Here is a 17,898-nt window from a genome sequence, read left to right as displayed (position 1 = left end):
CTTATTATGGTACAGATGCGTGCAGGATGGTACCCTTTTTTAGGATGTGACACAGTTTATTCAAAATGAGAGACAAATTATATTCACATTCATATCGGCTCCACAATTTTTAAAGTTATTTAAAGATAACTTCTTATTGTGGTATTATAAGAAGGCTCTTCTGAGATGTGAAGGAATTGTTACATTTCTTTAAAATGTAAGTTAGACAAGTTGTCTGAATTTCATTTTAAATATAGAAATCATGTTCGCTATCCTTTATAGTAGATGTAGTAAATTGTATTAGCAAGTATGGAGAGGAGGGGAAAATGTGTCAAATAGTCGAGTTGTGTCGGCTGTGAAAGGGGCAGATTTTTCTGAAACAACTGCTTGGAAAGATTTCCTCGCTCTAATTAAAATTGGAATCGTTAATTCTAATTTTATTACTACCTTTACAGGGCTATGGTTGGCAATGTATTTTACGAACGCCAATTTCCTCGGATCATTGGATATTATGCTTCTTACATTAATTGGTTCCTCATTAATCGTAGCAGGTTCTTGCAGCATTAATAATTATATTGACCGGGACATTGATCATTTGATGGAGCGTACGAAAAACCGCCCTACTGTAACAGGCAGAGTCCAGCCATCAAGAGTACTGGTACTGGGTCTTGTTCTGATTGCTGCCGGACAAATCATGCTGTTTATGACTACTTTTACAGCAGGATTGATTGGATTAATCGGGGTTGTCAGCTATGTAGGCCTTTATACGATGTGGTCTAAAAGAAGATATGTCAGCAACACGATTGTAGGAAGTGTATCAGGAGCAGTACCGCCATTAATTGGCTGGGCAGCAATTGATCCAGGGCTTGGAATGATTCCACTGGCACTGTTTTTAATTATGTTTGTGTGGCAGCTTCCTCATTTTTATGCAATTGCAATGAGAAGGGTTGAAGAGTACCGCGCAGCAGGAATACCAATGCTTCCTGTGGTTAAAGGCTTTGCAGTAACAAAAAAACATATGCTTTTTTGGATTATCGCACTTCTGCCTCTGCCGTTTTTATTGACAGAGCTTGGCGTGATCTTTCTGGTGCTGGCAACAATTTTGAATTTAGGCTGGTTAGCGCTTTCACTTTCAGGGTATCGAATGAAAGATGATCACAAATGGGCTACCCTCATGTTTGTGTATTCGCTGAATTATTTAACCATTTTATTTGTCGGAATGGTTCTCATCACCTTCATTTAATTCTCAGGAATTCTTTCTTCATAAGAAATCCATATAGATCATTTTCTCCAATACTTAAGAATATTTGAATGAAAGAGGGGTTTAATTAAGCTATGAAAAATGGGCTAAAGAAATGGCGCCTTTTGTCGTTGTTTACGGCGTTAGCGTTTATTCTGTCCGGCTGTGGAGAGCCGTTCGTATCTGCCCTTCAACCTGCAGGTGAAGTGGCTCGGCAGCAATATAACTTAATGATACTAAGTGCTGTTATCATGGTTGTTGTAATTATTGTAGTAGCAATTGTATACATTATTGCCATTACGAAATTCCGCCGCTCGAAAATAGGAGAAGATGTTATTCCTAAGCAGGTGGAAGGAAGTCATACACTTGAAATTATGTGGACAGTTATCCCGATAATCCTGGTTCTAGTGTTAGCGGTACCAACTGTTTATGTGACATTTGCACTTGCCGATCAGGCAGAAATGGAAGAAGTGGACGAAGAAGGCAATAGAACTGCTTTAGTTATTGATGTTCGTGCCAATCTCTACTGGTGGGAGTTCGCTTATCCGGATCAGGGAATTGTAACGGCACAGGATTTAGTCGTTCCTACAGATCAGAATGTGTATTTTAATGTAATTGGGCATGATGTAAAGCACTCATTCTGGATTCCTGCTGTTGGCGGTAAGATTGATACCAACGTAGAAAATGTGAACACCTTTTACTTAAACTTTGACAGCGAAGCTGCTGAGAATGTAGATAATTTATTCTACGGGAAATGTGCCGAGCTTTGCGGACCTTCTCACGCCTTAATGGACTTTAAAGTTCAAACAATGTCCGGCGACGAGTTTGAAGAATGGGTAACTGCGATGCAGGAAGTGGCAGAAGAAGAGCAGCAGCCTGAAAATGAACTGCAGGCAAGAGGGCAGGAGGTTTATCAGGATCAGGGCTGTATTGGCTGTCATGCTGTTGACCCTACCCAGCAAATTGGTTCTTCTACAGGACCAAACCTTACTACCTTCGGTGAACGGTCATATGTTGCAGGAATTCTTGACAACAGAGATCCGGATCTTTCTCAGGAGGATAATATTAAAGACTGGATCCGTAATTCAGATTCACTGAAGCCGGGTAATAAAATGCCTGTTTACAATGAAGATGATTTATCTGATGAAGATCTGGATGCTTTAACTGAATACTTAATGAGCTTAAAGGTTTTTAGTGAATAACTTAGAGATTGAACAAGGGAGGTAAAATAAGTGAGTACCGTTGCACAAAAAAAGGGATTCTTAGCAGTCCTGTGGGATTACCTCACAACGGTCGACCATAAGAAGATTGCCATACTTTATCTTACTTCTGGAGGTTTTTTCTTCCTGGTCGGCGGTATAGAAGCCATGATCATCCGTATTCAGCTGGCTGTTCCTGACAACAACTTCGTTAGCGCAGGACTATACAATGAATTGTTAACAATGCATGGAACAACAATGATATTCCTTGCAGCCATGCCGCTGTTATTTGGTTTTATGAATGCAATTGTACCTCTCCAAATAGGAGCGCGTGACGTTGCTTTTCCGTTCTTAAACTCACTGGGCTTCTGGCTGTTTTTCTTTGGAGGAGTTTTTCTTAACCTTTCATGGTTTTTAGGAGGAGCGCCTGATGCGGGCTGGACATCTTATGCGTCGCTGTCCATTGCCTCTGAGGGACATGGAATTGATTTTTATGTTTTGGGTCTTCAAATATCAGGAGCCGGGACATTAATATCCGGGATTAACTTCCTTGTAACCATTATTAATATGCGTGCGCCAGGGATGACTTATATGCGTATGCCGCTGTTTACCTGGTCTACATTCGTAGCATCGGCACTAATTTTATTTGCATTCCCGCCACTGACAGTTGGACTTTTTCTAATGATGTTTGACCGTATGTTCGGTGCGAATTTCTTTGATGCCTCAATGGGAGGTAACACGATTATCTGGGAGCATCTTTTCTGGATTTTTGGACACCCTGAGGTTTACATCCTGATTCTTCCGGCATTCGGAATCTTCTCTGAAATTTTTGCTACCTTCTCAAGAAAGCGTCTTTTCGGTTACGCAGCAATGGTTTTTGCAACAGTATTGATCGGTTTCCTTGGCTTCATGGTTTGGGCCCACCATATGTTTACTGTAGGTCTTGGCCCAACAGCTAACGCGATCTTTGCCGTAGCTACAATGGCAATTGCCGTTCCGACAGGTGTTAAAATCTTTAACTGGATGCTGACTATGTGGGGCGGAAGCATCAGCTTTACAACCCCTATGCTTTACGCAGTTGCCTTTATCCCTTCCTTCACAGCAGGTGGAGTAACAGGGGTAATGCTTGCGTCAGCAGCAGCTGATTACCAGTATCACGATACGTATTTTGTTGTAGCTCACTTTCACTATGTAATCATCGGTGGGGTTGTACTTGGATTGTTGGCAGGAACACATTTCTACTGGCCAAAAATGTTTGGAACCATGCTAAATGAGTTCCTTGGAAAAATAACATTCTGGCTATTCTTAATCGGTTTCCATGCTACATTCTTTATCCAGCATTTCCTTGGACTTATGGGTATGCCGCGTCGTATTTGGAAGTTCCTCCCTGGTCAGGGTCTGGACATGCCGAATCTGATCAGTACAGTAGGTGCGTTCTTTATGGCTGTCGCTGTTATTGTACTGCTTGTCAATATCGTCATTACTCAGGTTAAAAATGTACGGGTCGGAAACGATCCATGGGGAGACGGACGTACGCTAGAATGGGCGATTCCATCACCGCCGCCGTTTTATAACTTTAAGCAGCTTCCACTAGTCCGCGGACTTGATCCTTACTGGATTGAAAAAATGGAAGGCAACACGAAAATGACTCCTGCTGAGCCATTATCTGATATTCACATGCCGAATAATTCGTTTATTCCATTTGTGATGTCTCTTGGATTATTTATTGCGGCATTTGGTGCGATGTATCAGGTTAGCTGGCGTGCTTCAGAAGGAGAGAGTTTTGTCTGGGCATTACCGGTATTAATTATTGGTATGCTGATCACGATTGGTGCAATGGCCGTCCGTTCACTTAAGGATGACCATGGGTATCATATTCACAAAGAAGATTTACTAGATGACGAAGAAGGGGGCAGGGAATAATGGATACACAGGAAAAATTCACATCCAGAACATGGCCTGAATCCCCTGAGAAAACGACCCTTGAAGGCAAAAACAAATTTTTAGGATTTTGGCTATTCCTTGGCGGGGAAACCGTTCTTTTTGCTTCCTTATTTGCAACGTATCTTGCGTTAAAAGACAAAGTCCCTGGCTCGGACCATTATCTGGCTATTGACATGTATGAATTGCCGCTTGTTTTTATCATGACGATGCTTCTTTTAACTTCATCATTAACAAGCGTGTATGCGATGTATCATATGAAAAACTATAATTTCCAAAAAATGAAGATTTGGCTGGTTGTGACAATCGGTCTGGGTCTTGCCTTCCTTGGCTTTGAAATTTATGAGTTTTACCACTATGTACATGAATATGAGCATACATTTACAAGCAGTGCATTCGGATCAGCTTTCTATACACTTGTAGGCTTCCATGGAGCCCACGTAGTTGTCGGACTTGGATGGTTCATTTTATTACTGATTAGAAATACCAACCGTGGCCTGAATCTTTATAACGCACCGAAATTCTTTGTAGCATCACTTTACTGGCATTTCATTGACGTTGTGTGGGTATTTATCTTTACGGTTGTATACTTAATGGGAATGGTGGGATAAACTGATGGCGACTCAACAATCAACTTCAGCGAACCCGAAAGTGAACTATAAGTACAGACGCAAAAAGGCAAAGCAGGAAATGCGCCAGCATGTAACTTCTTTCGCCTTGATGATCTTTATGACTCTAATTGCATTTATAGCAGTTATGGCAGGCTTTGATAAAATATATGTTTATCCAATCCTGCTGGTGCTTGCAGCGATGCAGGTTGTCCTTCAGCTGTACTATTTCATGCACATGAGTCATAAAGGCCATGGAACTGTGGCACTGTTTCTTTATTCAGGTGTGCTGGTTGCATTTATAACGGTATTAACATTTGTAACCATTGTTTGGTGGTAAGAAAAAAGGACTGTCGAGTACACTCGGCAGTCCTTTTACATTGTTAATGTTGAGGAATACTGTTATGACAAGGGATAATGCGGCAGAAAAAGCCATTTTTTAAGAGGGAATAAAAGATTGTCAACACTTTGTCATCTAACAGCGTTGTTTAACGTATAAAGCCCCGATATAATATAGATAGAGTTTTAAGTGAAAGGAAGGTGCCAGATGTCAATTAAGATTTTTGGTTTCCAGGCTCTCTGGAGTCCTTATTTTTTTGTGAGCCTGGCTGTTCTTACGGTTCTTTTCTTCTTGTTGGCCACAAAATGGAGACACCGCTTTAAAGACAGTGAGCCGCTGACCAGAAAGCAAATTATACTGTTCGCTTCTGCTATGCTGCTTACATACATTGTAAAAGGCTCTCCACTTGATGTATATGCTCATATTTTGTTTGCCGTTCACATGGCTCAAATGGCATTACTATACCTTGTTATCCCGCCGCTTCTTATTAAGGCAATTCCGGCTTACATGTGGAAAGCTGTTATAAATATCCGAATTATCCGGCCGTTGTTCAGGTTTTTCACTCAGCCGATTATCGCATTAATATTATTCAATGGTATCTTTTCTGTGTACCATATGCCAATCGTATTTGACGCAGTAAAAGTTGATGCAGCCCTGCATGGCGGATACACAACATTATTGTTAATGCTATCCTTGTTTATGTGGTGGCCTTTAGTTAATACAGTAGAGGACGAATACAGACTGAGCGGAATTAAGAAGCTCGGGTATATATTCGGAGCAGGAATCCTTCTTACTCCTGCCTGTGCCTTAATTATTTTTTCCGACTCGCCAATGTACAGCACCTTCTATCATGGAGGATCGTGGCTTCAGGCAATGGCATTATGTGTTCCGGCTGGAACGCTTGACAGCCTTTCTTTCAGCGGACTAACCGGCCCAGAATTATTCAGCTCAATGGACCCGCTTTACGATCAGCGACTGGGCGGAATTGTAATGAAAATTATACAGGAAATTGTATACGGCATTGTGCTCAGCCAGGTATTCTTTGAATGGTACCGGCGTGAAAAGGAAGAAGGCGAAAAGTTCAACGCGGCCTTCTATGAAGCTAAACGTGTCTAACAGATTGGATTATTTAATGGAAAGAGGACATTACAGATGAATTTACCGTTACTGCCTACCCTCAGTACATTTTTTATTGTCGTGAGTGCAATATTAGTGGCTGCGGGATGGGTGCTTGTCAGCAAAGGAAAGATTGAAGCTCATAAAAAAACGATGTACGCTGCAGCTATAGCTGCTCTTACGTTCTTTATCATTTATGCCAGCAGAACGATCTTCGTCGGTAATACTGCTTTTGGCGGGCCTGATAATATGAAGATTTACTACACGGTTTTCTTGATATTTCATATTACTCTTGCTACTACCGGAGCGGTTTTTGGGTTAGTGACAATTTGGCTTGGATATAAAAATAACATCGCAAAACACCGAAGAATTGGCCCTATTACCTCTGTCATTTGGTTTTTTACTGCCACTACCGGGGTAATGGTGTATTCACTGCTATATGTACTGTATGAGGGCGGAGAAACTACATCTGTTATTAAAGCGATTCTTGGAACATGAGAAAAAGAGGTCACCTTCACCAACAGGGGAATGTGATCTCTTTTCATTGTTAAAACTTAAAATTCATCTTAATAATGCCTGCTTCTTTTGAAGAGTTAAAAACGATAAGTATAAGAGGGCCGATAATAAATCCCAGCAGACCAAATAGCTTCAACCCTATAAACATCGCAATCAGAGTAGCAAGCGGAGAAAGTCCGATATGGCTGCCCATCACTTTAGGTTCTATAATTCTTCTGATAAGTAAAAGCACGATTGCAAGGATGGAAAGCTGGATCCCTTGTTCAATATCTCCTGATATCAGCTGGAAAATGGCCCACGGACCAAGGACTGCAATAGAACCGATAATGGGAATCAGATCAATAATCCAAATCACAATAGCCATAATTAAAGCTACCTCAGGTGCAATCAGATAAAGGCCGATTAAGGCTCCTGCTAAAATTAACAGACTGACAAGGAATTGAGCTTTGGCAAAACCCCAAACCACTTTTGAAAGTCTGGCTGTCATAAAACGGACTTTTTCTGCAGTACGTTCATGAAAATACGAGTAGATTCCAGTTCTTATCTTCGGCAGGTCAATCATTATCAGGAACAGTGCAATTAAGTACACGATAAAGCTGACCAGGTATTCGGGAATATTTGTGACTACTCCGGTAAGTGTTTCTGCATTGATAAATCCTGTTATACTCGTTCTGAAATCAACCAGGAAGTTTTCCATTTCCAAACTCATCTGCTCGAGTACCTGCTCCGGGACCTGTGCAAATGCAATCGTTAAATCAGCTTCAAAGCCAGCCCACCACTCAGTAACCTCATTTATGTATTCAGGGAGATTCTCGACAAATTGAATGGCCTGCCCGACAAGGCGGGTAATGGAGAAGTAAAGAATAAAGCTTAAGGAAGCGATAAACAGAATGAAGACAGCCCCCACTGAGAGTTTTCTATTTATTTTTAGCCTCTTTTGAAAGAATTTAACGAGCGGCTCTACTAATAAGGCAGATATAAGGGCCATAATTAAAGGAACCGATACGGGTAAAATAAAATAGAGAATTAAAATCGTCACTACAGTAAATAATACGATTGCACCATTTCGTTTATTGAAATACTTTGACAATTTAGAACCCCTTTCATACAGATTGATTTGTCATATTATAATCAGGTTATATTCGAAAAATGAAGAAGCAGAAAGGGTATGCTCCTTAAACTGACGGGGAAATGATAAGTAAAATTTGGAATATAAAGCGATGGTTATAATAAAAGAGCCATAAAAATGGCTCTTTTCAACTACTTATTCAGTAATCAGAGATAATTCCTCATAAACAGCAGCCAATATTTTTTCACATGTTTGCACAAGGTGATCAGGAAACTCTTCACCCTCGCCATATTCAACACCATGAGGATAATAATGCTTGCCAAGAAGAGGTGTAAGCAGTTTTACATCTGCATCATGTGCACCAATATCTCCATCATCAGTATAGCCAAAGACACGTAAATAAAACGTACCTTCTCTAATTTCAAATTTGCGGTCATATGTTACCCGTTCCCAATCCCATTGACCGGCACGGATAAGACCGTGTTCTTTCATTATTTCATCTAATCTGTCTACTTCTATAAGCAATGTCTCAAAGCCTGTATTTTCAAAGCGCATCGCAAAAATTCCCTCCTGTGATTCCTGACTTGGAAATAAATTAATCGTCTCAATTTAATAATAGTCGAAAAAAATAGAAGTTGCAATTATGTCAGGAATATTAATTAAGATATTTGTGGCAAAATCATGAATTAGAGCGGGGTACAATCAACCTGTCCAACAATATTATTGAAGTGTATAATTAATAATAAACGTATAGAGAGGAGGAATGAAGATGAAAGCTTTTATGCGAATTATGGTGGTCATTATCATCATTTTTCTAATTGGCTTTTATAATACTCCTACTGTACAGGAAAATGAATTAGTCCAAAACGAAGTGGCGGACCGTTTGCGTGAAGAAACAGCCCAGCCGCTGCCGCCTGCTATGTCTGACAGTCTGACCAGACCTAAATCCGGCGTCTCTATTTTTATAGGGCAGCCGACAGAGCAGCTTACAGCCCAGTGGGGTGAGCCTGACAGAGTTGATGCCGGTTATTACGGTCTTGAATGGTTTATTTACAACAGAGGAAATGAAGGGTATTTCCAGGTTGCAGTTAAAGAGGAGGAAGTAAAGTCTATTTTTATTCTCGGGGATGCAATCGATGTTTCACCTTTTTATATCGGTCAGCCTCTTGAAGAAATTTACCGTTTTACGATGATCAACAGTGAGATTGTGGTGGAAAATGAAAAGGGGACTTATCAGTTTGAATTAAATGAAGAAGACTTAAATACACGATTGCTGGTACCGTTTGGAGACATATTTGCGCAAATTTTTATCGACCGGGTGGACGGAACTGTTTTTGGTATTTATTTTCTCGATAAAGATTCCCTTATTGAGCAGCGGCCATATGAACTTGTCTATCAGGGGGATATTCCTAAAACACCGATTGAACAGGAAAACCAGCTGGAAATTAATCAGGCGGTTGAACAGCAGATTTTTGATATGACTAATATCATCCGTCTTAAAAATGGGCGCGATGAGGTAGTCTGGGAGAGTGAGGTAGCCGAGATTGCAAGATATCATAGCCAAAGCTTGTATGAAGAGGATTTATTTACAGGTGAAAATGCTGGAGGAACACTTGCTGAAAGGCTTACAGTGGCATCTCTGGAATATGAAGAAGCGTCTGAGAATATTGCCATGAATTATACACATTCCTTTGCTGTTATCCACGCCTGGCTGAACTCTCAAGAGCATAGAGAGACCATTTTAAAGCCTCATTTTACGCATCTCGGTGTAGGTGTGTATTATCTGTATTTTACACAGGATTTTATTAAAAGAGAAGAAGAGGAAAATTCAAACGAAAACGCATCTATAAAAGAATAGATGCGTTTTTATTATGGCAAGGTGAGTAAATAAAATGTCCCTGTAGCATGAGCAAGCCTTTTGCCTTCAGGGCTGAAAATGACGCCTTCAATAACCATGGTTTTATTGCCCTGATGAATAATATGCGCTTCTGCTGCCATTTCTTCTCCCTGTACCGGAAGTAAATAATGAATAGTTAACTGGCTGGTAACTGCACCATATCCCTCAGGTGCTAATAGATTGGCAAGGGTTCCCATAGCTGTATCGAGAATAGTTGCAGTCATCCCGCCATGTACGATATCCAGAGAGTTATTTAACGCTTTTGTGATGGGAACTTTTACTGAACAGGAAGAGGGGGTAATTTCCTTTTTCATGTTTAGAATTGCTCCTACATATGAGCTGTAATAGCCTTCATTTTTTCCTTTAAGACCCAGCAGAATATGGTGCAATACGTTTAAGTCATCTTCTGAGCCTTGTGCCAGCAGCTCTTCTGTCAGTAATCGCAGTTCGTCCTTCATTTCTTTTTTTCCTCCTTAACCATTACCTGCCTTTCATCATATCATATAGCATATGGATGACCTATCTGCTATGGGGAGGTCTGTCATTCCTTGAGAGAAGGGAGAGAGTATCATGGAGGAAAGAGAAAAAAAGCTTCAGGATTTCAAAGCTTTTATCGTAAAGCATCCTCATATTGTGCAAAAGGTAAGAAAAGGGGAAAGCACCTGGCAAAATCTATTTGAGGAATGGTATTTATTTGGGGAAGACGATAAAAGATGGAAAAAGGACTCAGAGGAAGAAGCTAGTACAAAGCAGTCCAATCAATGGCTTCAGACCGTAAAAAAGAAAATCCAATCTCTCGATGATGATCAGATTGAACAATACGTAGAACAATGCAAAGACGCGCTTGAAATGGTTTCTGATTTATTAGCTCAGTTCCAAACGAAAAAGCCTGATCAGGAGATTACTAAAAATCAATCGTACATGACATACTGGAAATAAAAAGAATTATTTTTCTCTTTGCTCCTTTCGTGTTAGAATACATTCACGGAGGTGCAAAAATGCTGGCTACCATTGAAAGAATTGAATTACTTGACGCATGTGACGAATTAACGCAGATGATTATGGAATCAGAAGCTACTATTCATTATTTAACTATATATAAAAAATTAAAATCATCGAAGGAATCGATGGGAAAAATAAATCGCTTCGTAAAATTAAAGGAATTGTACGAAGAGGTTCAACGCTTTGGAAGATATCATCCAGATTACACCAGAGTGATGAAGGAAATCAGAGAAACAAAAAGAGACATGGACATGGATCTAAATGTTGCTCAGTTCAGGATTGCCGAAAATCAATTGCAATCCATGCTCGATGAAGTAAGTCAAATTATTGGGTATTCTGTATCGGAAAATGTAAAGATTCCTACTGGAAATGGTTTTTTCGACTCCGGTTCAGGCTGCAGCGGCGGCTGCGGATCCGGTGGGGGCTGTTCCTGCTCAGCTTAATAACAGGTAACAGAAAAAAGCTAAGGTGGATTTTAACCACCTTAGCTTTTTTTGTCTGTTTTATTCCTCGTCTGATGAAATCAGCTCAAGTGCAATGTCAGGTCGATCGGTAACAATACCATGAGCGCCATAGCGAAGCAGGCGGTCCATCGTTTCAACATCATTTACTGTCCAGTAATCCACATGAATATTTAACGCAGTTAAAAATTCAATGAATCCTTGAGAATCAAGCGGGATGATGCCATGCTTTGTCGGAATCTGCAGCGCATCAGCACGCGGGTGGTATAAATGACCAAATCCGCTTTTAAATAATGTAAAAGCTTTGCGGGCTTCATTTTCTCCGGCACCGATTGCTACACGGTCCTGAGCGTAAAGAGAGAACCGGTCAATTTGTTCATCATAAAAGCTTGTAACAAGCACCCGGTCTTCAACACCAAGCTTTTCAATAAGCCGCCAAACCTTTGAGGGCATAAGGCTTCCTTCATACGTATCCGGATCTTCCTTCATGTCAATATTAACGAAATGCTCTGGAAATGCCTCAAGCAATTCTTTTAGCGTAATGATTTTTTCTCCCTTGCCTCTGTAGGATTGTTTCCCCTGGAGGTCACGGTGATGAAAGCCAAGATCGAATTTCTTTAATTCTTCAAGTGTATAGTCAGCGACTCTTCCTGCACCATCTGTTGTCCGGTCGATAAATCTGTCATGGAAGACAACAATTTGCTCGTCTTTTGTAAGGCGCACATCAATCTCAAAGCCTGTAGCACCCAGTTCAGCTGCATTTCTAAAAGCTGCCATCGAGCTTTCAGGAGCCAGATCTGAGCCGCCCCGGTGTGCATAAATTCGAGGCATTTCGCCTTCAAAGTATTTTTTAGATGGTCTTGGAGTTGGTTTGGAAGCTATTTTAGAACCAGCCCAGATTGCTGCTCCGGAAGCAGCGAGTGCCAATCCGATATTTGTTTTCTTTCCCATTAGAAAAATCCTCCGTTTCGTATGTAAATTTATTACCTTAATGGTAGCATGATACCCTTTGGACAACAAATGTAACCTTTTTTCTCACTATCTGAAACGGATGCAATCAGGACAGAGATTTCCACAGCAAAACATTTTTTCCTGCGGAACATAAAAACGGTGCCGGAAAACATGGTCATTTCCTGAAACCCTGACAGAAACTGTTTCAGCATGAAGTCTTTTACCGCGCATTGCTTTTCCGGCACACCGCTTTATTTCATAATGAAGGGAGCCTTGTGCGGCATCAGAAACCGAGACATATAAAAAGGGGATGCCTGCAACTTTTCTCCAATGAGCGGAATCGATTCCTTCCCGCTGGCTTAAACAGTCAATAAAGTTTTTCCAAATCAGGTCCACGTCCATTTTCAGGCCTCCGTTGATTGTAAGATTGCCGAGCAAGGTTTTTATGTGCTACAATTTTATCATCAGAAAAGCAGGTGAGGTTAAAAGTATGCTAATGGATCGGCAAGGACTAATAGTTTGGCTGCACAGCTTAAAGCATGCAAAAACGCTAAGAAGATTTGGTAATGTTCATTATGTTTCCAGGAAGATGAAATATGTATTATTATACTGCAATCAAGTCGAAGTTGAAAAGCTTGCAGATAAACTGTCTAATTACTCTTATGTAAAAAAAGTTGAAGTATCTGAGCGCCCGTTTGTTAAAACTGAATTTGAAAATGCAAAACCGGATAAGGCCAAGGAGTACGATTATAAAATGGGGCTTTAACGTAAAAAGACGGGAAGATATTCTTCCCGTCTTTTTACGTTAAAGGGCTCAGGTATCTATTCATCCGAAGTATACCGGTCAAATATTGAAAATAAAGGTCTTTTTCAGCAAATCTTCCTGAAGGCTGCACGTCAAGTTCTATTAAAGGAAGCGAGTGCTCTTCTGCCGCTTTTACAAACAGCTCAAACCGTTTATTTGGCGTGACTCTTGGGTCGGGAATACCTTCGCGGCAAATGTAGATCGCCTGAAAATTGCCAGGATCTGTTTTTTTCATGACAACAGCCACTGATGTGTTATTCTTGTCTCCATCTTTTGTATGCAAAGCCAGAAGACGTTCTGCTCTGTCTTTATTCGCTTTAATTAATTCAAGCATCTCATATAAGTCTGAAAAGCCTTCTCCTATTTCAATAAATCGCTGAATCATACTATCCCTTCCTTTCATTCTCAAGATAGTTTACCATTAGAATGTCGCTTTTCCTACACTATGTAATACATCTGTTCAAATAGAGATTGAGCAGCGTTAAATTGATCAAATAGCATTAAGGGGTATAATATGGTAGGATATGAACGATATAATTGATTAAGTGGTGATGAAATGAGGATTATTTCCGGAGAAAAAAAGGGAATTCATTTAAAAGCAGTGCCAGGCATGAATACACGCCCGACCACTGATAAGGTAAAAGAAGCAATCTTTAATATGATTGGCCCGTACTTTGACGGGGGAAGAGGATTGGATTTGTTTGCAGGCAGCGGCAGCCTAGGCTTAGAAGCTATGAGCAGGGGACTTGAACATGTAATCTTTGTGGACAGGGACCGTCAGGCAATTGGGACTATAAAAGATAATATCGAACGCTGCGGGTATTCAGATTATTCCGAGGTTTTTAGAAATGATGCAGAGAGAGCGTTGAAAGCGATTACAAAAAGAGGGCTGGAATTTACTACTATTTTTCTTGATCCTCCGTACAAGAAACAAAAATTAATTGAATTGATTGAAAAGATTGATCAGGACAAACTTCTTGCTGCAGGCGGAGTGATCATGTGTGAGCATTCCTCTGATACCCGGCTGCCTGAAAAAGCAGGCTCCTTTTCCTGCTTAAAATCAGAGGCTTACGGAGGAACCCTGATTACAATTTATACACATGCTGCTGCAGAGGAGGAATAGGGTTGGAAAAAAGAGCGGTTTGTCCGGGAAGCTTTGATCCCATTACATATGGACATTTAGACATCATCTCCAGAGGAGCGAAGGTATTTGATGAATTAAGAATTGTTGTTTTGAATAATTCATCTAAAAAGCCGGCTTTTTCTGTTGAGGAAAGAATTGCTTTAATTGAAGAAGTGACCAAGGATTTACCTAATGTAAAGGTAGAGTCCTACCAGGGGCTGCTTGTTAATTATGCAAGAGAGGTAAACGCGAATGTAATTATCCGGGGGCTACGTGCTGTTTCGGATTTTGAATATGAAATGCAGATAACCTCTATGAACCGGGTGCTTCACGAGGAATTGGAAACCTTTTTTATCATGACTAATAATCAGTACTCTTTTTTAAGCTCAAGTATTGTAAAAGAGGTAGCGAAGTATGGAGGAGATATTTCTGAATTAGTCCCGGCACAGGTAGAGAAGGCACTGCAGAATAAATTTTCAAAACGATAAAAACATGGAGCCAGCCTTAAGAAGGTTAGCTCCATGTTATTTTTTTATGTCCTGCAGAGCGAACCAGAATAAAAATCGAGATGACTATGGCGCCGATGCTTATTAGAGGACCAAAGACAATCAGCCAGTTTATAATTTGAAGAGAAAGCGGTTGGATTGATGAGATGGATACTTCTGATCCTAAAATAGGCAGAGCAAGTGACGAGGTCATATGTATGGCAATAAGAAACAATGCCGGGGCAATAATCATATGTAAAAGGCGCGCTAAAAAGTATGGTCCATATTTGATTGGCGAGTTATGAATACAGGCAATAATTTGAGCGTGTATGCAAAATCCGCCAAACGAGATAATGGAGAGAATAGCTGCACATTTAAACATCAGGCTATTAGGAGCCTCTGATAGAGAGGCAACTCCGTTTGAGATCTCTAAAATCCCAGCCATAAAGCCTTCTGCCCAGCCTTTGGGCTGATTCAGGTGTCCGCTGATAAGATCTAATAAATAAACCGGGACATGGAACACGTTGAATGTAAACGCCAAAGAACTGATAACGGAAAAAAACACGATCAATCCGCCAATAACAAGAAGCTGCTGAACTGACTTTGTAACGGCAGACTGCAGAACGGTACCGAATTGAAGCGGCGGCGGAGCGGTAGAAGAAATCAGATTAATCCTCTTTACAGATTGTTCTTTAATGACTCTTCCTGCAATCAATCCTATAATAATATTACTTAAATAATGAGATCCAAGCAGAAAAAAACCGAGCTCAGGAGCATTTAAAAGCCCTGCAGCTATAGCCCCCAGCACAAATACGGGACTTGAGCCATTTGTAAAACAAACCAGGCGCTGAGCGTCTGCGAGGCTAAGCTTGCCCTGTTCAAACAATTGAACAGATAATTTAGCGCCTACTGGAAAGCCGGAGGTAAACCCTAAAAGCAATACAATTGCACCCTGTCCTGAAACATTAAATAAGGGCTTCATTATCGGTTCAAGTACCTTTCCAAGGGCAGCTGTCCAGTTCGAATGGGTCAAGAGGTCTGCTACGATAAAAAATGGCAGCAAAGAAGGAAAAATTATCGTCCACCAGAGCTCTAATCCGTTAATTGAAGCATTAAGTGAATCAGATGGGTGTACAATAAGACCAAGAAGACAAAAAAATACGCCAGCTGAAAATAGGTGAGCGTAAAGGCGCTGAGGCTTCATTTAAAACGTTCCTCTCTGTGAATAGATCAGGTTGGGCTTGAGTTATTTGTTATACAGTATGATTTTGCCAAGATAATAGAACGCAGCCTATGGGAGGATGCTTAATATGAAACCGAAGATTGGCTTGGCTTTAGGTTCTGGCGGTGCAAGAGGTTTTGCTCATTTAGGTGTTTTAAAGGTGCTTCATGACGAAAAAATTCCTGTTGATATGGTTGCAGGCAGCAGTATGGGTTCCTTAGTTGGAGCTATGTACTGCACCGGACATGATCTTGAGGATTTATATCGTCTTGCCCATACATTCAGAAGTAAGTTTTTTGTAGACATTACCGTACCGCGTATGGGGTTTATCTCGGGTGAAAAAATTAAGCAGTTTATTAAATTGTTTACTCACCAGAAAAAACTTGAAGAGCTTCCTATCCCACTTGCTATCGTGGCAACAGATATTGTCAAAGCAGAACGTGTGGTCTTTACCACCGGGCCAGTCGATGTGGCTGTAAGAGCAAGCATTTCTGTTCCGGGTATTTTTGTTCCTGAAAAAGTGGATGGACGGCTGCTGGTAGACGGTGGAGTGATCGACCGAGTTCCATCATCAGTAGTAAGAGAGATGGGGGCGGATATCGTAATAGGGGTGGATGTATCACAGGTAAAACGCAATGCTGAAATAAGTACAATTTATGATGTTATTATGCAGAGTATAGATATTCTCCAATCAGAGGTGTTACGATATAAATTATCCACAGCTGATGTTCTAATGAGTCCAAAGGTAGAACAATTTGGAGGCAAAACATTTCAGCAGGCGGCTGATATTATTCTCTTGGGTGAAGAAGAAGCTAAAAAGGCTTTACCCGCGATTCATTCAGCCATTGATCATTGGAAGGAGCGGCACACAGTAAATGAAGAATAAATTGTGGCTTTCAGCTTTTATAATGGCAATTGTTTTTTTTATATTTGCAAGTTTTTATTCACTCCCGTTTTACGTCCAAAAGCCCGGAAGCGCCTTTGCTTTAGATGATATTGTTGAGGTTGAGAACAGAACCGAAAGTGCAGGAGAGTTTTCGTTAATGACTATCTCACAGGTTCAGGCAAATATATTTGCCTATCTGTGGGCAAAGTTCGATGATTACCAGGTGGTTTTTCCTGTGGAGCAGGTAAGGAATCCTCATGAAAGTGATGAGGAGTATTCGGTCAGGCAGCTTTATTTAATGGACAACTCAGCCACTCAGGCGATAGAGGTTGCATTTAAAAAAGCAGAGGCTGAGTATTCTTACACCTACAGAGGAGTTTATGTATTAAGTGTGTATCCGGATATGCCTGCAGAGGATGTACTTCGCGCAGGAGATCGAATCACTTCCATTGACCAGACAGCTTTTGAGTCCTCAGAGGAGTTTATTGACTATGTGGCCACAAAAAAAGAAGGGGATGTCATTTCCATCAGAGTGGACCGCGATGGCCAGATTATTGAAGAAGAGCTTCCCTTAAAAGCCTTTCCTGAACAGCCGGAACAAATAGGCCTCGGTATTTCGCTCGTCGATGACCGTACAATTGAGACCGATCCTGTAGTAAGTATTAACTCCGACGGAATTGGGGGACCTTCTGCCGGACTAATGTATTCATTGGAAATTTACGATCAGCTTCTCGATGAGGATTTGACGAAGGGATATAATATTGCGGGGACCGGCACGATTTCTGCAGATGGTACAGTGGGCAGAATTGGCGGCATTGAGCAGAAAATTGTTGCTGCTGACCGGCAGGGGATTGAGATCTTCTTTGCTCCGAAGGATAAGCTGCCTGAAGAAGCAGTGAGAGAGAATCCTTCCGTTCAAACAAACTACGATGCAGCGGTAGAAACGGCGAAGGATCTTGGAACAGAAATGAAAGTCATTCCTGTGGAAACGTTTGATGACGCCCTTGATTATCTTGAAACACTTGAAGAAAAATCGTAATAAAAGCCCTGACTCAATT

The 17,898-nt window shown here is 40.9% G+C and carries 22 protein-coding genes; 15 read left to right on the top strand and 7 right to left on the bottom strand.

What is annotated here, in order from left to right; genetic code table 11:
* The first annotated feature begins 307 nt into the window (after positions 1-307).
* From cyoE to C4B60_RS01975, 7 genes are all read left to right on the top strand, one after another.
* On the top strand, positions 308-1,222 hold the full coding sequence (gene cyoE, locus C4B60_RS02005; RefSeq protein WP_104056209.1) for a heme o synthase: 915 nt from the start codon (positions 308-310) through the stop codon (positions 1,220-1,222).
* 92 nt (positions 1,223-1,314) lie between these two features.
* Positions 1,315-2,421 (top strand): cytochrome c oxidase subunit II, encoded by a 1,107-nt coding sequence (gene coxB / locus C4B60_RS02000; protein ID WP_104056207.1) that lies wholly within the window; start codon positions 1,315-1,317, stop codon positions 2,419-2,421.
* A gap of 30 nt (positions 2,422-2,451) precedes the next feature.
* On the top strand, positions 2,452-4,341 hold the full coding sequence (gene ctaD / locus C4B60_RS01995) for a cytochrome c oxidase subunit I (protein ID WP_104056205.1): 1,890 nt from the start codon (positions 2,452-2,454) through the stop codon (positions 4,339-4,341).
* A complete protein-coding gene (locus C4B60_RS01990; protein WP_104056203.1) occupies positions 4,341-4,970 on the top strand; it encodes a cytochrome (ubi)quinol oxidase subunit III in 630 nt (209 codons plus the stop codon). Before ctaD ends, C4B60_RS01990 begins: the two co-directional genes overlap by 1 nt.
* A gap of 4 nt (positions 4,971-4,974) precedes the next feature.
* The gene (gene ctaF / locus C4B60_RS01985; RefSeq protein ID WP_104056201.1) at positions 4,975-5,307 is read left to right on the top strand and encodes a cytochrome c oxidase subunit IVB; all 333 of its coding nucleotides are present in this window, start codon (positions 4,975-4,977) and stop codon (positions 5,305-5,307) included.
* 207 nt (positions 5,308-5,514) lie between these two features.
* The gene (gene ctaG / locus C4B60_RS01980) at positions 5,515-6,423 is read left to right on the top strand and encodes a cytochrome c oxidase assembly factor CtaG (RefSeq protein WP_104056199.1); all 909 of its coding nucleotides are present in this window, start codon (positions 5,515-5,517) and stop codon (positions 6,421-6,423) included.
* A gap of 36 nt (positions 6,424-6,459) precedes the next feature.
* Complete coding sequence (locus tag C4B60_RS01975; RefSeq protein WP_104056197.1) at positions 6,460-6,921, top strand: DUF420 domain-containing protein; 462 nt, start codon at positions 6,460-6,462, stop codon at positions 6,919-6,921.
* A gap of 49 nt (positions 6,922-6,970) precedes the next feature.
* Here the strand turns inward: C4B60_RS01975 and ytvI are convergent, their stop codons facing one another.
* Together ytvI and C4B60_RS01965 are read right to left on the bottom strand one after the other, a co-directional pair.
* The gene (gene ytvI, locus C4B60_RS01970; RefSeq protein WP_104056195.1) at positions 6,971-8,029 is read right to left on the bottom strand and encodes a sporulation integral membrane protein YtvI; all 1,059 of its coding nucleotides are present in this window, start codon (positions 8,027-8,029) and stop codon (positions 6,971-6,973) included.
* A gap of 174 nt (positions 8,030-8,203) precedes the next feature.
* Entirely contained in the window at positions 8,204-8,563 is a 360-nt protein-coding gene (locus C4B60_RS01965) for a YugN family protein (RefSeq protein WP_104056192.1), read from the bottom strand.
* A 214-nt stretch (positions 8,564-8,777) separates the two neighbouring features.
* Here C4B60_RS01965 and C4B60_RS01960 point away from each other — a divergent pair, with 214 nt between their 5' ends.
* Positions 8,778-9,866, top strand: a complete 1,089-nt coding sequence (locus C4B60_RS01960; RefSeq protein WP_167578551.1) for a CAP domain-containing protein — start codon at positions 8,778-8,780, stop codon at positions 9,864-9,866.
* A gap of 11 nt (positions 9,867-9,877) precedes the next feature.
* On the opposite strand, the gene C4B60_RS01955 is transcribed toward C4B60_RS01960, so the two are convergent.
* Positions 9,878-10,363 carry a PaaI family thioesterase gene (locus tag C4B60_RS01955; RefSeq protein ID WP_104056187.1) on the bottom strand — a complete coding sequence of 162 codons (486 nt, stop codon included), beginning with the start codon at positions 10,361-10,363 and terminating at the stop codon, positions 9,878-9,880.
* A gap of 112 nt (positions 10,364-10,475) precedes the next feature.
* Here C4B60_RS01955 and ylbD point away from each other — a divergent pair, with 112 nt between their 5' ends.
* Both ylbD and C4B60_RS01945 read left to right on the top strand, forming a co-directional pair.
* Positions 10,476-10,844 carry a spore coat protein YlbD gene (gene ylbD / locus C4B60_RS01950; RefSeq protein WP_104056184.1) on the top strand — a complete coding sequence of 123 codons (369 nt, stop codon included), beginning with the start codon at positions 10,476-10,478 and terminating at the stop codon, positions 10,842-10,844.
* A 59-nt stretch (positions 10,845-10,903) separates the two neighbouring features.
* Complete coding sequence (locus C4B60_RS01945; protein ID WP_104056181.1) at positions 10,904-11,350, top strand: YlbF/YmcA family competence regulator; 447 nt, start codon at positions 10,904-10,906, stop codon at positions 11,348-11,350.
* A gap of 60 nt (positions 11,351-11,410) precedes the next feature.
* Here C4B60_RS01945 and C4B60_RS01940 read toward each other — a convergent pair whose 3' ends face one another.
* Entirely contained in the window at positions 11,411-12,319 is a 909-nt protein-coding gene (locus C4B60_RS01940) for a glycerophosphodiester phosphodiesterase family protein (RefSeq protein WP_104056178.1), read from the bottom strand.
* 87 nt (positions 12,320-12,406) lie between these two features.
* The gene (locus tag C4B60_RS01935; RefSeq protein WP_104056176.1) at positions 12,407-12,721 is read right to left on the bottom strand and encodes a hypothetical protein; all 315 of its coding nucleotides are present in this window, start codon (positions 12,719-12,721) and stop codon (positions 12,407-12,409) included.
* Positions 12,722-12,809: 88 nt separating this feature from the next.
* Between C4B60_RS01935 and C4B60_RS01930 the strand changes: the two genes are divergently transcribed.
* The gene (locus C4B60_RS01930; RefSeq protein WP_104056640.1) at positions 12,810-13,085 is read left to right on the top strand and encodes a YlbG family protein; all 276 of its coding nucleotides are present in this window, start codon (positions 12,810-12,812) and stop codon (positions 13,083-13,085) included.
* A 34-nt stretch (positions 13,086-13,119) separates the two neighbouring features.
* Here the strand turns inward: C4B60_RS01930 and C4B60_RS01925 are convergent, their stop codons facing one another.
* Positions 13,120-13,509, bottom strand: a complete 390-nt coding sequence (locus tag C4B60_RS01925; protein ID WP_104056173.1) for a DUF7147 family protein — start codon at positions 13,507-13,509, stop codon at positions 13,120-13,122.
* A 171-nt stretch (positions 13,510-13,680) separates the two neighbouring features.
* Here C4B60_RS01925 and rsmD point away from each other — a divergent pair, with 171 nt between their 5' ends.
* On the top strand, positions 13,681-14,247 hold the full coding sequence (rsmD, locus tag C4B60_RS01920) for a 16S rRNA (guanine(966)-N(2))-methyltransferase RsmD (protein ID WP_104056171.1): 567 nt from the start codon (positions 13,681-13,683) through the stop codon (positions 14,245-14,247).
* A 2-nt stretch (positions 14,248-14,249) separates the two neighbouring features.
* The gene (gene coaD, locus C4B60_RS01915; protein WP_104056168.1) at positions 14,250-14,735 is read left to right on the top strand and encodes a pantetheine-phosphate adenylyltransferase; all 486 of its coding nucleotides are present in this window, start codon (positions 14,250-14,252) and stop codon (positions 14,733-14,735) included.
* 25 nt (positions 14,736-14,760) lie between these two features.
* Here the strand turns inward: coaD and C4B60_RS01910 are convergent, their stop codons facing one another.
* Positions 14,761-15,936 (bottom strand): nucleoside recognition domain-containing protein, encoded by a 1,176-nt coding sequence (locus C4B60_RS01910; protein WP_104056166.1) that lies wholly within the window; start codon positions 15,934-15,936, stop codon positions 14,761-14,763.
* 97 nt (positions 15,937-16,033) lie between these two features.
* Here C4B60_RS01910 and C4B60_RS01905 point away from each other — a divergent pair, with 97 nt between their 5' ends.
* A complete protein-coding gene (locus tag C4B60_RS01905; protein WP_135122088.1) occupies positions 16,034-16,840 on the top strand; it encodes a patatin-like phospholipase family protein in 807 nt (268 codons plus the stop codon).
* Positions 16,830-17,879 carry a SepM family pheromone-processing serine protease gene (locus C4B60_RS01900; protein ID WP_104056162.1) on the top strand — a complete coding sequence of 350 codons (1,050 nt, stop codon included), beginning with the start codon at positions 16,830-16,832 and terminating at the stop codon, positions 17,877-17,879. The genes C4B60_RS01905 and C4B60_RS01900 overlap by 11 nt, the downstream gene beginning before the upstream one ends.
* The last annotated feature ends 19 nt before the right edge of the window (positions 17,880-17,898 follow it).

Source organism: Jeotgalibacillus proteolyticus (assembly GCF_002926065.1).
GTDB lineage: Bacteria > Bacillota > Bacilli > Bacillales > Jeotgalibacillaceae > Jeotgalibacillus > Jeotgalibacillus proteolyticus.
This window is presented reverse-complemented; position numbering and strand designations above follow the sequence as displayed.

Bases quoted from the DNA above. Each gene is read 5' to 3' on its own strand.
- coxB (WP_104056207.1), top strand. From the start codon at position 1,315: ATGAAAAATGGGCTAAAGAAATGGCGCCTTTTGTCGTTGTTTACGGCG.
- C4B60_RS01990 (WP_104056203.1), top strand. From the start codon at position 4,341: ATGGATACACAGGAAAAATTCACATCCAGAACATGGCCTGAATCCCCT.
- ctaF (WP_104056201.1), top strand. From the start codon at position 4,975: ATGGCGACTCAACAATCAACTTCAGCGAACCCGAAAGTGAACTATAAG.
- ctaG (WP_104056199.1), top strand. From the start codon at position 5,515: ATGTCAATTAAGATTTTTGGTTTCCAGGCTCTCTGGAGTCCTTATTTT.
- C4B60_RS01975 (WP_104056197.1), top strand. From the start codon at position 6,460: ATGAATTTACCGTTACTGCCTACCCTCAGTACATTTTTTATTGTCGTG.
- C4B60_RS01965 (WP_104056192.1), bottom strand. From the start codon at position 8,563: ATGCGCTTTGAAAATACAGGCTTTGAGACATTGCTTATAGAAGTAGAC.
- C4B60_RS01960 (WP_167578551.1), top strand. From the start codon at position 8,778: ATGAAAGCTTTTATGCGAATTATGGTGGTCATTATCATCATTTTTCTA.
- C4B60_RS01955 (WP_104056187.1), bottom strand. From the start codon at position 10,363: ATGAAGGACGAACTGCGATTACTGACAGAAGAGCTGCTGGCACAAGGC.
- ylbD (WP_104056184.1), top strand. From the start codon at position 10,476: ATGGAGGAAAGAGAAAAAAAGCTTCAGGATTTCAAAGCTTTTATCGTA.
- C4B60_RS01945 (WP_104056181.1), top strand. From the start codon at position 10,904: ATGCTGGCTACCATTGAAAGAATTGAATTACTTGACGCATGTGACGAA.
- C4B60_RS01940 (WP_104056178.1), bottom strand. From the start codon at position 12,319: ATGGGAAAGAAAACAAATATCGGATTGGCACTCGCTGCTTCCGGAGCA.
- C4B60_RS01935 (WP_104056176.1), bottom strand. From the start codon at position 12,721: ATGGACGTGGACCTGATTTGGAAAAACTTTATTGACTGTTTAAGCCAG.
- C4B60_RS01930 (WP_104056640.1), top strand. From the start codon at position 12,810: ATGCTAATGGATCGGCAAGGACTAATAGTTTGGCTGCACAGCTTAAAG.
- C4B60_RS01925 (WP_104056173.1), bottom strand. From the start codon at position 13,509: ATGATTCAGCGATTTATTGAAATAGGAGAAGGCTTTTCAGACTTATAT.
- rsmD (WP_104056171.1), top strand. From the start codon at position 13,681: ATGAGGATTATTTCCGGAGAAAAAAAGGGAATTCATTTAAAAGCAGTG.
- C4B60_RS01910 (WP_104056166.1), bottom strand. From the start codon at position 15,936: ATGAAGCCTCAGCGCCTTTACGCTCACCTATTTTCAGCTGGCGTATTT.
- C4B60_RS01905 (WP_135122088.1), top strand. From the start codon at position 16,034: ATGCTTAATATGAAACCGAAGATTGGCTTGGCTTTAGGTTCTGGCGGT.
- C4B60_RS01900 (WP_104056162.1), top strand. From the start codon at position 16,830: ATGAAGAATAAATTGTGGCTTTCAGCTTTTATAATGGCAATTGTTTTT.